This is a genomic window from Stenotrophomonas sp. CASM101, from assembly GCF_049384845.1.
In the GTDB taxonomy this organism is placed as follows: Bacteria; Pseudomonadota; Gammaproteobacteria; order Xanthomonadales; family Xanthomonadaceae; genus Stenotrophomonas; species Stenotrophomonas hibiscicola.
Genome location: NZ_JBMRFR010000007.1, coordinates 205569 through 219003, shown reverse-complemented (window position 1 = coordinate 219003; position 13435 = coordinate 205569). Strand labels below are relative to the sequence as shown.

At 66.6% G+C, this 13435-nt stretch carries 12 protein-coding genes; 9 read left to right on the top strand and 3 right to left on the bottom strand.

Going from position 1 to position 13435, the window contains the following annotated elements:
* The coding region (locus VG543_RS12750) for an IS3 family transposase (protein ID WP_423181119.1) at positions 1 to 422 on the top strand (422 nt) is incomplete at its 5' end.
* Positions 423 to 684: 262 nt separating this feature from the next.
* Positions 685 to 1659, top strand: a complete 975-nt coding sequence (locus VG543_RS12745) for an MBL fold metallo-hydrolase (protein ID WP_423178969.1) — start codon at positions 685 to 687, stop codon at positions 1657 to 1659.
* Between the two features lie 98 nt (positions 1660 to 1757).
* On the opposite strand, the gene yihA is transcribed toward VG543_RS12745, so the two are convergent.
* Positions 1758 to 2360: a ribosome biogenesis GTP-binding protein YihA/YsxC gene (gene yihA / locus VG543_RS12740; RefSeq protein WP_005411022.1), complete on the bottom strand. Its 603-nt coding sequence runs from the start codon at positions 2358 to 2360 to the stop codon at positions 1758 to 1760.
* Positions 2361 to 2516: 156 nt separating this feature from the next.
* On the opposite strand from yihA, the gene VG543_RS12735 reads away from it, so the two are divergent.
* The 4 genes from VG543_RS12735 (at position 2517) to VG543_RS12720 (ending at position 5802) form a co-directional block, all read left to right on the top strand.
* On the top strand, positions 2517 to 3317 hold the full coding sequence (locus VG543_RS12735; RefSeq protein WP_019660638.1) for a c-type cytochrome: 801 nt from the start codon (positions 2517 to 2519) through the stop codon (positions 3315 to 3317).
* A gap of 105 nt (positions 3318 to 3422) precedes the next feature.
* Positions 3423 to 4073 (top strand): thiol:disulfide interchange protein DsbA/DsbL, encoded by a 651-nt coding sequence (locus VG543_RS12730; RefSeq protein ID WP_019660639.1) that lies wholly within the window; start codon positions 3423 to 3425, stop codon positions 4071 to 4073.
* Between the two features lie 107 nt (positions 4074 to 4180).
* Complete coding sequence (locus VG543_RS12725) at positions 4181 to 5011, top strand: thiol:disulfide interchange protein DsbA/DsbL (protein ID WP_134735977.1); 831 nt, start codon at positions 4181 to 4183, stop codon at positions 5009 to 5011.
* 53 nt (positions 5012 to 5064) lie between these two features.
* Complete coding sequence (locus VG543_RS12720) at positions 5065 to 5802, top strand: endonuclease/exonuclease/phosphatase family protein (protein WP_005411026.1); 738 nt, start codon at positions 5065 to 5067, stop codon at positions 5800 to 5802.
* A gap of 48 nt (positions 5803 to 5850) precedes the next feature.
* Here VG543_RS12720 and VG543_RS12715 read toward each other — a convergent pair whose 3' ends face one another.
* Complete coding sequence (locus VG543_RS12715; RefSeq protein ID WP_138952485.1) at positions 5851 to 6726, bottom strand: EamA family transporter; 876 nt, start codon at positions 6724 to 6726, stop codon at positions 5851 to 5853.
* A 72-nt stretch (positions 6727 to 6798) separates the two neighbouring features.
* Between VG543_RS12715 and VG543_RS12710 the strand changes: the two genes are divergently transcribed.
* From VG543_RS12710 to fhuE, 3 genes are all read left to right on the top strand, one after another.
* A complete protein-coding gene (locus VG543_RS12710; protein ID WP_423178970.1) occupies positions 6799 to 7281 on the top strand; it encodes an Lrp/AsnC family transcriptional regulator in 483 nt (160 codons plus the stop codon).
* Between the two features lie 77 nt (positions 7282 to 7358).
* A complete protein-coding gene (locus VG543_RS12705; protein WP_049452794.1) occupies positions 7359 to 7910 on the top strand; it encodes a peptidoglycan DD-metalloendopeptidase family protein in 552 nt (183 codons plus the stop codon).
* Positions 7911 to 8083: 173 nt separating this feature from the next.
* On the top strand, positions 8084 to 10243 hold the full coding sequence (gene fhuE / locus VG543_RS12700) for a ferric-rhodotorulic acid/ferric-coprogen receptor FhuE (protein ID WP_423178971.1): 2160 nt from the start codon (positions 8084 to 8086) through the stop codon (positions 10241 to 10243).
* A gap of 132 nt (positions 10244 to 10375) precedes the next feature.
* Here fhuE and VG543_RS12695 read toward each other — a convergent pair whose 3' ends face one another.
* On the bottom strand, positions 10376 to 13186 hold the full coding sequence (locus VG543_RS12695; RefSeq protein WP_423178991.1) for a TonB-dependent receptor: 2811 nt from the start codon (positions 13184 to 13186) through the stop codon (positions 10376 to 10378).
* Positions 13187 to 13435: the final 249 nt, after the last annotated feature.

Sequence of the window (13435 nt, the reverse complement as noted above, 5' to 3'; positions counted from 1 at the left end):
ACCTCTACAACGGCGAAATCGTGGCTTATCAGATCAAGCGCCAGCCCGTGTTCGATCTGGTAGGTCAGATGCTGGAGGAGGCCATCAAGAAGCTTTCGCCGGATGAGCGCCCCATGATCCACTCCGATCAGGGCTGGCAGTACCAGCATGAAAACTACCGGCACATGCTGGAAAAGCACTCTTTGAAACAAAGCATGTCCCGGCGTGGCAACTGCCTGGACAATGCAGCGATGGAGAGCTTCTTTGGGACGCTGAAGTCGGAGCTCTTTTACCTGAACAGCTTTGACAGCATCGAGAGTCTGGAGGCGGGGCTGGTGGAATACATCCAGTACTACAACCAAGAGCGAATCAAATTGAAATTGAAGGGCCTGAGCCCGGTACAGTACCGGGAGCAGGCCCAACAGGCCCAATCGGCCGCCTGACCCCTGTCCAAGTCTCGGGGGTCACTTCAGGGATGGGTTTACGGCGTCTCCCGCAACCGGCCCCACCCCGCCATCCCACGGATAGCCCGCTGTTGCTGTTGCTGTTGCTGTTGCTTCGGCTGCGGCCGTTGCCTCTGCGGGTGCAGGGCGCAGCCCTGCAGCCCCCCCCCTGAGCATTCCACGCAGTGGTTTGAGCGCCGCGCACACGCCAGCCACGGCACGCTAGGCCAACAGAACCGCCCGTCATCCACCGAGACCCCTCATGACCCTGCGCCACCTTCCCCTTCGCTCCGCCCTGCTGCTGGCCCTCTCCTCCCTGCCGCTGGCCGCGCTGGCCGAAGCCACCTCGCCCGCCCCCACCCGACAGGTACCGGGCGTCTACCACCAGCGCGTCGGCGCCTTGCAGGTCACCGCCCTGTTCGACGGCGTGGTCGCGCTGGGTCGGCAGGAAGTGGTGGACGTGCCGCCGACGCTGGTCAGCCGCCTGCTGGAAGGCCGTTACGTGCCGGAAGACAAGAAGGGCCTGCAGACCGCGATCAATGCGTTCCTGATCCGCCAGGGCAACCACCTGACCCTGGTCGACACCGGCACCGCGCAGTGCTTCGGCCCCGGCCTGGGCCAGGTGCTGGGCAATCTGCGCGCCTCCGGCGTGGATCCGGCCGAGGTGGATGAGGTGCTGCTGACCCACGCCCATCCGGACCACCTGTGCGGCGTACTCGACGCGCAGGGCAAGCCGGCCTATCCCAATGCCACGGTGTGGCTGTCCAAGGCGGATGCCGATTACTGGCTCAACCCAGCCAGCGAGGCCACCGCGCCGAAGGGCGTGCGCTTCGCCTTCCCGCTGGCACGCAACGCGGTGGCGCCGTATCAGGCCAGCGGCCACCTGCGCACCTTCAGCCCCGGCGATGCCCTGCCCGGCGGCGCGGTGGCGATGGACACCCATGGCCACACCCCCGGCCATGTCTCCTACCGGTTCCACAGCCAGGGCCAGTCACTGCTGGTATGGGGCGATGTGCTGCACTTCCACGCGGTGCAGTTCGCGCATCCGGAAGCGGCATTCGAGGCCGATTCGGACCGCAAGGCGGCCATCGCCAGCCGTCGCGGGCTGCTGCAGCAGGCCACCGCCAACGGTTGGTGGGTGGCCGGTGCGCACCTGCCGTTCCCCGGCCTGGGCCATGTGCGTGGCGAGGGCAAGGCCTATGCGTGGGTGCCGGCGGAGTATTCGCCGTTGAAATGACCCGTGTAGAGCCGAGCCCATGCTCGGCTACCGCGCTCAGCGTGCCGGGATTCCACAGCCGAGCGTAGGCTCGGCTCTACAGGAAGGCAGGGGATGCCTTACTCCAGCCCCAGCCAGCCGCCGATCACGCCGCGGGCTTCGTCCACGCCGGTACGGTCTTCGCCGGAGAACACCTGCACGCTGACGCTGTCACCGTAGGCCGATTGCAGCTCCTTGCGCACCTTCTGCAGGGACTGCATCTGCTGGCTGCGGCTGAGCTTGTCGGCCTTGGTCAGCAACGCGTGCGCCGGCAGGCCGCGCTGCACGGCGTAGGACAGCATCTGCCGGTCGTAGTCCTTCAGCGGATGGCGGATGTCCATCACCACCACCAGCCCCTTCAGGGCTTCGCGGGTGCGGAAGTACTTGTCGATGAAGGCCTGCCAGTGCGCCTGCAGGTCCAGCGGCACCTTGGCGTAGCCGTAACCTGGCAGGTCGACCAGATGCGCTTCCGGGGTGACCTGGAAGAACACCAGCTGCTGGGTGCGGCCAGGGGTCTTGGAGACACGGGCCAGGGCGTTCTGGCGGGTCAGCGCGTTGAGCGCACTGGACTTGCCGGCGTTGGAGCGGCCGGCGAAGGCCACTTCGGCGCCTTCGTCGGGCGGCAGCTGCCGCACGTTGTGGGCCGAAAGGTGGTAACGGGCGCGTTCGATGAGCAATGACATATGCCTAGGATCGCATGTTGCGACGCCGCGCGCCCGTGCCGGCGGCCGCTGCGGGCATTTTGCTGCACTGCTGCGTTGACCGTGTGCTGAAACGGCGTTGATAATCCGGGCGATGCCGGCGGCCGCCGCCCGGCCCGGTCCATACGGAGCTTCAGCATGCGCCACGCTCGCGTTCTTGCCGTATCCGCCCTTGCCACTGCTGTAGTCGTTGCCGCTGCTGCGTTCGCGCAGACCACGTTGACCCCGCTGCCCGACAACGGGCCGATCAATACCGCCTCGCTGGAGGTGGATTTCAGCAAGACCCACTGGGGCGATGCCAAGGCCGGCCAGGCCAAGGCCTCGGCCTGCGCGGCCTGTCATGGCGTCGACGGCAATTCCACGGTGGAGATGTATCCGTCCATTGCCGGCCAGAGCGAACGCTACGTGGCCCAGCAGATGGCGCTGATCGCCAATGGCCAGCGCAGTTCCGGCGCCGCGGTAGCGATGGTGCCGTTCGTGCAGAACCTCACCCCGCAGGACATGCGTGATATCGGCGCCTACTTCGCCACGCAGAAAGCCAACGCCGGCATTGCCGATGACACGGCGGTCACCGAGGGCCCCTACAAGGGCATGAAGTTCTACGAGATCGGCCAGCAGCTGTACCGCGGGGGCGATGCAAAGCGCGGCCTGCCGGCCTGCATGGCCTGCCATGGCCCCAGCGGTGCCGGCAATCCCGGCCCGGCCTATCCGCATCTCGGTGGCCAGCACGCCAGCTATGTCGCGCGCCGCCTGCAGGAGTACCAGGCCGGCCAGACCAACGAGACCGACAAGGCACACTTCCAGATCATGGCCACGGTCGCGCAGAAGCTGAGCGAGCAGGAGGTGCAGGCGCTGTCGAGCTACCTGCAGGGCCTGCACAACAAGGCCGACGACGTGGCCGCTGCAGCTACGCCGACGCAACCGGCTGCCGCCCCCTGACCACCACTGGTCGGCCTGGGCCGCCACGTCGGCCCACGGCTGCGGTATGTTCCTTCACGCCGGCGGCTGCGCCGGCGTTGCTTTTTTCAACGGAGATGCGTGTCGATGAGGTTGATTTCCCGCCTGCTGTTGTCCGTGCTGGTACTGCTGCCGCTGGCAGCCTGCGCCGCCACCCCCGCCAATGCCCCGCTGGTCGAGGGCAAAGACTACGAGCGCATCGCGCAGCCGGGCCCGTTCCAGCCGTTGGCCGGCAAGATCGAGGTGGTCGAGGTCTTCGGCTACACCTGCCCGCATTGCGCCCACTTTGAACCGCAACTGGAAGCCTGGGCGGCCAAGCTTCCGGCCGACGTGCGCTTCACCCCGGTCCCGGCCGCCTTCGGTGGCGCCTGGGATGCATGGGCCCTGGCCTACTACGCCGCCGACGAAGTCGGCGTGGCCAAGCGCAGCCACGCGGCGGTCTTCAAGGCCCTGCACCAGGATGGCTCGCTGCCGATGCAGAACGTTTCGGCCGATGAGCTTGCCACCTTCTACAAGGCCTACGGGGTGACCCCGGACCGTTATCTGCAGGCCCTGCGCGGCGATGCCGTACAGAAGAAGGTCGATGCCGCCCGTGCGTTCGCCCAGCGCACCAGGATCCCGGGTACCCCGGCGCTGATCATCAATGGCCAGTATCTGGTGCGCGGCAACAGCTTCGACGACCAGCTGCGCATCGCCTCGGCCCTGATCGCCCAGGCCCGCGCCGCCCGCGGCCGCTGAACCAACACACACCATCGACACGGCGCTGTCGCCGCCGCATGTCATCATTTCCCCCTGGCTGGCGCCTGGCGCCGGCCCCCACCTTTCCAGATGCTGGAGACGTTTCCATGAAGATCCGTTACGCCCTCGCCCTCGCAGCGCTGCTGCCGATCCTGGCGGCCTGCAAGGCCGACGACGGCAGCACCAACACCACCGCGGCGCCAGCCGAACCGGCTGCAGCTCCGGCGGCCACCGAACCGGCCGCTCCGGCCGCGGGCAGCGAAGGCACCGCTCCGGCTGCCGCCGAAGGCGAAAAGGCCCCGGCCGAAGCCGCCCCCGCCGCGGCGCCGGCCCCGACCACCGCCGCGCTGACCGGCCCGGCCCCGGTGGAAGGCGCCGATTACCAGGTGATCCCGAACGGCCAGCCGTTCCAGCCGGCTGCCGGCAAGATCGAAGTGACCGAGATCTTCGGCTACGTCTGCCCGGCCTGCGCCGCATTCCAGCCGCTGGTCGGCCCGTGGAAGGCCGGCCTGCCCAGCGACGTGAACTTCGTCTACGTGCCGGCCATGTTCGGCGGCACCTGGGATGACTACGCCCGTGCCTTCTACGCCGCGCAGACCCTGGGCGTGCAGGAAAAGACCCACGAAGCGCTGTACGCCGCCATCCACTCGCAGAAGACCCTGAAGGGCGAGCGCGGCCGTGACTCGGTGGAAGACATCGCCAAGTTCTACGCCGCCTACGGCGTCGATCCGAAGCAGTTCGCCGCCACCATGGGCAGCTTCGCGGTGAATGCCAAGACCAACTCGGCCAAGCAGTTCGCCCAGCGCAGCCAGATCAGCGGCACCCCGTCGATCATCGTCAACGGCAAGTACCTGGTGAAGGGCAAGAGCTTCCCGGACATGCTGCGCATTGCCGACCACCTGATCGCCCGCGAACGCGGTGCGGCCCAGGCTCACTGATCCAAAGGACGTTGTTCCCGGCCGTGAATTCCCCCCGCACACGGACCCTGCGTTTGCTGACGGCCAACATCCAGGCCGGCTCAAGTACCCGCCGCTACAGCGACTATGTGACCCGCAGCTGGTCACATGCGCTGCCGGCGGGTCGCAAGCGCAGCAGCCTGGACGCGATCGCCACGCTGGCGCGCGACCATGACATCGTCGGCCTGCAGGAGGCCGACCCGGGCAGCCTGCGTTCGGGCTTCACCAACCAGACCCACTACCTGGCCCAACGCGCCGGCTTCAACTACTGGAGTCACCAGCCGAACCGGCGCATGGGCGGGGTCGCATCCAGCGCCAATGGCCTGCTGAGCAAGCTGGAACCGGTTGAAGTGCAGGATCACGCCCTGCCCGGCCGCATCGGCGGGCGCGGCGTGCTGCTGGCCAAGTTCGGCGACGGCGCCGATGGCCTGGCGGTGGCAGTGGCGCATCTGTCGCTGGGCGCGGGCTCGCGGATGTCGCAGCTGGGCTTCATCGCCGAGCTGTTGTCCGACCACCCCAACGCGGTGTTGATGGGTGACTTCAACTGCTTGGCCGAACGCCCGGAAATGCAGGTGCTGTACCAGAAGACCCGGCTGCAGCCCCCGGGCTGCATCGTGCCGACTTTCCCCAGCTGGCGCCCCGACCGCGCCATCGACCACATCCTGGTCAGCAGTGGCCTGCAGACCCGCACCGTGGAAGCCGTACCAGCCGCGTTCTCCGATCACCTCGCCCTGGCGATGCAGATCGACGTCCCGGCCGACGCCCTGCGCTGACTCGCCGTTACGGTAGGTGCGGACCGTTGGTCCGCGCGCTCTCTGCCGCTACCCGGCCTGGACCACCGGCACCTTCAATCGCCGCGCGGTCATCGTGCTGCCCACCGAAGCCAGCACCGTGCAACCGATCGCCAGCCACTGCAATCCATGCAGGTGCTCGTGCAGCAGCAGCATCGCCCACAGCGCGGCCACCGCCGGCTCCATGCTGATCAGGATGCCAAAGGTCTCCTTCGGCAGGCGCTTGAGCGCCATCATCTCCAGTGACATCGGGATCGCGCTGGACACCAGCGCCACCAGCAGCCCGGCTGCCAGGATCTTCGGGTCGAGCAGCGCGGCACCGGCATGCACCACGCCCACCGGCACCACCACCAGCGAAGCCGCCAGCAGCCCCAGCGACACCGAATGCCCGGCGTGCAGGTGTCCGGCACGCTTGCCGAATACGATGTAAAGCCCCCAACACGCCGCTGCGCCCATCGCATACAGCACGCCGGCCGGATCCAGCGCCGGGCCGCCGCCCAGCGGCAGCAGCAGCAACAACCCCACCACTGCGCAGCCCACCCAGACGAAGTCGATCGGTCGCCGTGATGACAGCATCGCCACCGTCAGCGGCCCGGTGAACTCGATGGCCACCGCGATGCCGAAGGGAATCGTGCGCAGGGCCATGTAGAACAGCAGGTTCATCAGGCCCAGGGTGAGCCCGTAGCGCAGGAGGGTGATCGCGTCCGCGCGGCCGGTCTTCCAGCGCCACGGCCGCCAGAACAGCAGCAGCAACAGCGCCGAGAAGCCCACGCGCAGCGCGCTGGTGCCCTGGGCGCCGATCAGCGGGAACAGGTGTTTTGCGTAGGAGGTGCCGATGGCCAGCGAGGTGACCGAGCCAAGCACCGCCAGCGCCGGCAACATCGGCGCAAGTCGTGAGGTCTGCATGCGCAAAGTCTATTGCGCCAGCGCCGAGCACTTGGCTCAATTGACAGCCCGTTCGTGCAACTTCTGCTCGCCATGGCCACCGCCCCCGTGCTCGACAGCTTCGACCGCGCCATCCTCGACCTGCTGCAGCGGGACAACACCCTGCCGCAGCGCGAGATCGCCGAGACCGTGCACCTGTCCACCCCGGCCGTGCAACGCCGGATCAAACGCCTGCAGGACAGCGGTGTGATCTCGGCCAACGCGGCGGTAGTCGCCGCAGCCAAGGTCGGGCGACCGCTGACCATCATCGTCGAAGTGCGCGTGGTCAGCGAGCAGCGTGATCACGTGGCGCCGTTCAAGCGCCGCGTGCAGGACGACCCGGCGGTGCAGCAGTGCTACTCGATCACCGGCGACGGCGATTTCCTGCTGCTGGTGTCGGCCGCGTCGATGGAGGAGTACGAGGCGATCACCGAGCGGTTGTTCGGCGGCGATGACAACATCGAGCGCTTCCGCACCTCGGTTGCACTGGGAACGTTGAAGCGCAGTTTCGAAGTGCCACTGGACCCGGTTCTGTAGCGCTGAGCCATGCTCGACTGCGCTTTGACCGCAAAGCAACAGCCGCCGAGCATGGCTCGGCGCTACAGTCGGAGACCATGAACACATCGCCCTCCCCCGCCCGTCGCCTGCGCCGCTGGCTGCTGCGCGGCCTGTGGCTGGTCATCGCGATCGTTGCCGCCATGGCACTGTGGAACAGCCCATGGGCCGCTGCACCGAAACTGCTGTGGACACTCTCGCGGATGCCTCCGGCCACCGAGCTTCCGGTGCCGGTGGAAGGCGTGCGGCCCCGCCAGATCGCCGATACGTTCGGCGCTCCGCGCGGCCGTGACCGCTCCCACGCCGGCATCGACATCTTCGCCAGGCGCGGCACCCCCGTGCGCAGTGCCACCGCCGGCGTCGTCGTGGATGTCAGCGAGCGCGGCCTCGGTGGCCGCCAGGTCTGGGTGATCGGGCCCGGGCGTGAACGTTACTACTACGCCCATCTGGACGACTGGGCCGAGGGCCTGGCGCGCGGCCAGGTGGTCCAGGCCGGCGACCTGCTCGGGCATGTAGGCGACAGCGGCAATGCCAAGGGCACGCCGCCGCACCTGCACTGGGGCATCTACGGCACCGACGGCGCGCGCGATCCACTCCCGCTGCTGCGCTGACCCAGCCCACACCCGGATCATCGGATCGATTCGTTCATTTGTAAATAGGAATAGTTCGTATTACGATTTCTTTCGTTTCCGGTGGCGCCAGGACGGCCTGCCCGCCCTCCCCCTACCCGTAGCGCCTCGCCTTCTGGATGCCGGCCGAGCGCGCGTGCTCGTCCAGGACCCCCATGACCCGTTCCGCCTTCCGTACCCCGCAGCCGCAACGGCTGTCCGTTGCCGTGCTCGCCGTTCTCTGCGCCGTGGCCCCGGCCGCCTTCGCCGACACCGCCGCCGATCCGACCACCCTCGACAAGGTGGTGGTCAAGGGCGAACGCGCCGAAGGCTATTCGGTGCGCCGCACCTCGGCCGGTACCCGCTTCGACCTGGCACCGCGCGAGATCCCGCAGTCGCTCAGCATCATCAGCCACCAGCGCATCGAAGATCAGAACCTGGACGACATCATCGACGTGCTGGCCAACACCACCGGCGTGACCAGTACCCAGTCCGACAGCGAGCGCACCGAGTTCTACGCACGTGGGTTCTACATCGACGCCTACCAGTTCGATGGCCTGCCCACGCAGATGGTGCAGAACTGGAGCTACGGTGATTCCGGCCTGGACCTTGCGCTGTACGACCGCGTGGAAGTGGTGCGTGGCGCCACCGGCCTGCTCAGTGGTGCCGGCAATCCGTCCGCGTCGGTGAACCTGATCCGCAAGCATGCCGACAGTGCCGAGCTGGCCGGCAGCGTGTCGGTGAACGTCGGCAGCTGGGGCCGCACCCGCACCACCGTGGACGTAGGCAGCGCGCTCAACGCCAGTGGCACGGTGCGCGGCCGCGTAATCGGCAGCTACCTGGACACCGATGGCCAGATGGACCGCTACAACCAGCGCAAGACGCTGGGCTATGCCGTCATCGACGCCGACCTGACTCCGGACACCCAGTTGAGCGTGGGCTACGACTACCAGCAGAAGCGCGCCAACGGCGCGACCTGGGGCGGTTTCCCGATGCTGTATTCGGATGGCTCGCGCACCGGCTACGACGAATCGTTCAACGCCAGCCCGGACTGGACCTACTGGGACACCACCAGCAAGCGCGCCTTCGCCACCCTGCAGCACGCCTTCAGCAATGGCTGGAAGTTCAAGGTTGGCGCCACGCACGATGAGACCAAGGCCGACGACAAACTGTTCTACCCGGCCTACAACGACTGGACCACGGGCGAATCGAACTTCGACAGGACCACCGGCGCGGGCATCTCGCCATCCGCAGGCTTCTACAACACTGAGCGCAAGGTCACCGGCGTTGATGGCTACATTGACGGCCCGTTCCAGCTGTTCGGCCGCGAGCACCAGCTGATGGCCGGCCTCAGCTACAACAGGCGCGAGTACGCCAACTACGGCGACTACCAGGTCGGTGGCCCGGGCCAGGCCTGGGATCCGTTCGCCAGCTATCTGAACTGGACGGGCAAGATCGGTGAGCCGAACTGGAACCCGCTGGCCCTGGCCAGCGAGGGCACCATCACGCAGAAGGCCGGTTACGCGGCCGCGCGCCTGTCGCTGGCCGATCCGCTGAAGCTGATCATTGGCGCACGCTACACTGACTGGAAGAGCGAGGGTGAAGGCGCCGACCGCGCGCACAAGGTGACCACGCCGTACGCCGGCCTGGTCTTCGACATCAACGGGACGTACTCGACCTACGCCAGCTACACCGAAATTTTCCAGCCGCAGACGCTGAAGGACCGCAATGGCGGCTACCTCGATCCGGTCGATGGCAAGAGCTACGAAGTTGGCGTCAAGGGCGCGTGGTTCGACAACCGCCTGAACGCCTCGCTGGCCGTGTTCCGCATCGAACAGGACAACGTCGGCCAGGCCACCGGTGAGCCGGTGCTGGGCAGCCAGAACGAGTTCGCCTATCGCGCTGCACGCGGCACCGTCAGCCGCGGCTTCGAGTTCGAGGTGAACGGCGAACTCGCCCCGGGCTGGAATGCGACCTTCGGTGCGTCGCGCTACGTGGCCAAGGACATCAACGACGCCGACATCAACACCAACCTGCCGCAGACCGCACTGAAGCTGTTCACCAGCTACACCCCGCAGTCGCTGCAGGCACTGACCGTCGGTGGCGGTGCCAACTGGCAGAACCGCATCTACTACCCGGTGCCGGCCTACGGCCGCATCGAGCAGAGCGGCTACGCACTGGTCAGCGCCTTCGTGCGCTACCGCATCTCGTCGGAGTTCAGCGTGCAGGCCAACCTCAACAACCTGCTGGACAAGAAGTACCTGTCGCAGATCAACGGCTACGGTGCCTACGGCGATGGCCGCAACGGCTCGCTGACGTTCACCTGGGCGTTCTGATCAGACGCGGGGTACGACCGCGCCGCACCTGTAGAGCCGAGCCCATGCTCGGCTCAGAGAATCAGCCGAGCGCGGGCTCGGCGCTACATCCGCAAGGCAGCGCCGGAACTGTCCGGCGCTGCCACCCTCACATCAGAAGCGCAGGTCCGCGCGCAGGTACCAGTAACGGCCACGCGGGATGTCGTAGGTCGAGGCGTCGTAGCCGTTCAACGAGCACGACAGGCAGATCGGCGGATCCTTGTCGAACACGTTGTTCAGGCCGGCGGTCAGCTGCAACCCCTTCATCCAGTCGATCTTGTAGCCCACCTGCATGTCGTGGAAGGTGGTGGCCGACAGCGTGTTGGTACCCGCAGCCTGGTTGCTGCACACCGGGAAGGCCGCGGCATCGCCACAGTTCTCGGTCAGCTCGGAGATGTGCCGCACCGTCCAGTTGGCGCTCCAGCGGTCCAGCGTCCAGCCGATGCTGGCGTTGCTGGTCCATTCGGGAATCGAACTGTCAGCCACTTCCACGCCGGGCTTCTGCGGCTGCTTCTGCCCGGCCGCGCCGGTGGCCTCGTAGCGGCCGACAAAGGTGTTCTTCCAGCCCAGCTTGAACTGGCCGATGGACGTCTGCGGCAGCGTCCAGAACAGATCCACGTCCCAGCCGTCGGTCTTGATCGACCCCAGGTTGGTCAGGCGGTTGTTGAAGCTGCTGACCGCACCGGTGCTTGCACGGGTAATGCCATCACAGTAGACCGGGTCCAGCGTCTCCACGCACAGGTCCAGCTGGGTCTGCGCGTTGATTGCCTGGATCGCACCGTCGATGGCATGGCGGTAGAAGGTCACCTCCACATCGAAGCGCTCCGACCACGAGGCATTGTTGCCGAACCACGGGCTCCACACGAAGCCGGCACTGAAGCTGCGCGAGCGCTCCGGGTCCAGCTCGCGGTTGCCGCCGGTGGTCACCGAGATCTGCGAGTTGGCCTGCTGGAAGCCGGCCGGCACGCCCAGCGCGGCACAGTTGGCGGCGCTGCCACGCGGCGGCGTGCCGCCCAGGCCCACCGAGCACGGATCGAACAGCTGCAGGTCGGCACGCGCCGCCGAGCCGTACAGTTCACCGATCGACGGCGCGCGGAAGCCCTCGGCGTAGGTGGTGCGCAGCACGAAATCATCGGTCACCTGCCAGCGCAGGCCGTACTTGGGCGTGAACTCGCCACCGAAGGTGGAGTAGTCCGAATAACGGCCGGCCAGGCTCAGGTCCAGCTTCTTGCCGAACGAGGAATCGGCGAAGATCGGCACGCTCAACTCCAGGTAAGCCTCGTTGACATCGTAGGAACCGGAGGTCGGCTGCGACGGCACGCCGTTGTAGTGACCAATCACCGTCAGCGGATCGGGCTGATAGGAGCCCTTGTACTTGCGGTACTCGAAACCGGTGGCGAAGGACACCGGACCTGCCGGCAGCGAGAACAGCTCGCTGGACAGGTTGGCGGTGAACAGGCTCAGCTCGTTCTGGCTGCGGTCGCGCACCACCGGCTGGATCCACTTCAGCATGTCCGGGGTGATCGAACCGACGCCACCAAAGATGTTCAGCGGCACGCAGCCCGGCGTGGCCGCGCACACCGCCGGATCGCCCAGCGCCATGTTCACCTTGTAGATGTCATAGCTGCCGTAGTTGGTCTGTTCGGCCTTGTTCTTGCTGTACATGCCGTTGACGTCCCAGTACCAGCTGCGGTCGGCGGCATGGAAGTCACCGACCAGGCCGGTGGCGAAGTAGGTGGTGTCCACTTTCTGCTTGAACACGCGCGCACCGCCTTCCACCGGGCGACGACCGATCAGGCTCATGTTGTCGCCGGAAACGAGATCGAAGCCGAACGGGTTGTACGGGTTCAGGCGCGAGACCACGATGTTGTCGGCCAGCGGATTGCCGGTGGCGCCATCGGGGCCGAAGAACAGCGGCTCCGGGCCGGCCTGGTTGGTCGACTCACGACGGTTGCCCAGTGCCTTGACGTACCACTGCACGTTGTCGGTGATGTCGAAGCGGAACTGACCGAACAGGCCTTTGCGCTCCGACGGCGTCAGCACCATGTTGTATTCGGCGAAGTTGAAGCGGTCGGCGGTGGTGAAGCAGTGGTAGTCATCCGTGCGGCTGCAGCCGGCGCTGCCGTCGTAGCGCGGATTGCTCACGCCGGTATTGGGCACGATGTTCTGCACCGCACCGGTGTTCGGGTCGGTGAACATGAAACGGCCCTGCGGAATGCCACCGCTGCCGAACGCCAGGCCGGTGCCGGGAATCGGGAAGCGCGACTGCTCGCGGTCCTTGGCAAATACCGGGTCCTGCTTGGTCCAGCTGGCGCCCAGGAACAGGCTGAAGCGGTCGCCACTCTTGCCCCAGGCCAGGTCCACGCCCTTCTGCGTGCCGTCGCCCTTGCTGTACTCGCCGTAGTTCAGCGTCACCTGGCCACCATCGAAATCGCGGCGGGTGATGATGTTGACCACGCCTGCAATGGCATCGGAGCCGTACAGTGACGACGCGCCATCTTCCAGCACCTCGATGCGCTCGACGATGGCCAACGGAATGGTATTGAGATCGGTGGCCGAGCCGACGCCGGAGGCGGACGACTCATTGACCCAGCGGATGCCATCGACCAGCACCAGCACGCGCTTGGCCCCCAGGTGGCGCAGGTCGACCTGCGCCGAGCCAGCACCCACGCCACTGCCATCGGGCGGGAAACCGAAGTTGCCGGACGAGTTGAACTTGGCGTTGAGCGCCGAACCGGAACCGGTGAGCTGCTGCAGCACTTCGCCGATCGAGGTCAGGCCGGTGCGTTCGATGTCACCGCGCGTCAATGTCTGGATCGGCACCTGGCCTTCGACTTCAGCGCGCTTGATGCGGGTGCCGGTCACTTCCACCGCATCGAGGTTGGTGGTGGATTGTGCAGCGGCACCCAGCGGTGCCAGGGCCATCACGCACAGCGCGACGGCAACCGCCAACGGGCGGTGGTGCAGGTAATTCATTCGCTCTCTCTCCAAAGGAATGTCGGGACATGGACTGCCGCGCTCCCCCTGCATGGCGGCAGCGTCTCCTTTGTAAACAAGTGGTAAAAGGCCCGGCGTGACGGTCGACACTCTTTCACGTGGAATTGACGCAATTACAGGCGCTTTGCGTCAGATAGCTGCAGTTATGACCTTGCGATGGTGTTCACGGCACGCGGC

Coding starts and splice junctions, on each gene's coding strand:
- VG543_RS12745 (WP_423178969.1), top strand. CDS start 685: ATGACCCTGCGCCACCTTCCCCTTCGCTCCGCCCTGCTGCTGGCCCTC.
- yihA (WP_005411022.1), bottom strand. CDS start 2,360: ATGTCATTGCTCATCGAACGCGCCCGTTACCACCTTTCGGCCCACAAC.
- VG543_RS12735 (WP_019660638.1), top strand. CDS start 2,517: ATGCGCCACGCTCGCGTTCTTGCCGTATCCGCCCTTGCCACTGCTGTA.
- VG543_RS12730 (WP_019660639.1), top strand. CDS start 3,423: ATGAGGTTGATTTCCCGCCTGCTGTTGTCCGTGCTGGTACTGCTGCCG.
- VG543_RS12725 (WP_134735977.1), top strand. CDS start 4,181: ATGAAGATCCGTTACGCCCTCGCCCTCGCAGCGCTGCTGCCGATCCTG.
- VG543_RS12715 (WP_138952485.1), bottom strand. CDS start 6,726: ATGCAGACCTCACGACTTGCGCCGATGTTGCCGGCGCTGGCGGTGCTT.
- VG543_RS12710 (WP_423178970.1), top strand. CDS start 6,799: ATGGCCACCGCCCCCGTGCTCGACAGCTTCGACCGCGCCATCCTCGAC.
- VG543_RS12705 (WP_049452794.1), top strand. CDS start 7,359: ATGAACACATCGCCCTCCCCCGCCCGTCGCCTGCGCCGCTGGCTGCTG.
- fhuE (WP_423178971.1), top strand. CDS start 8,084: ATGACCCGTTCCGCCTTCCGTACCCCGCAGCCGCAACGGCTGTCCGTT.
- VG543_RS12695 (WP_423178991.1), bottom strand. CDS start 13,186: ATGGCCCTGGCACCGCTGGGTGCCGCTGCACAATCCACCACCAACCTC.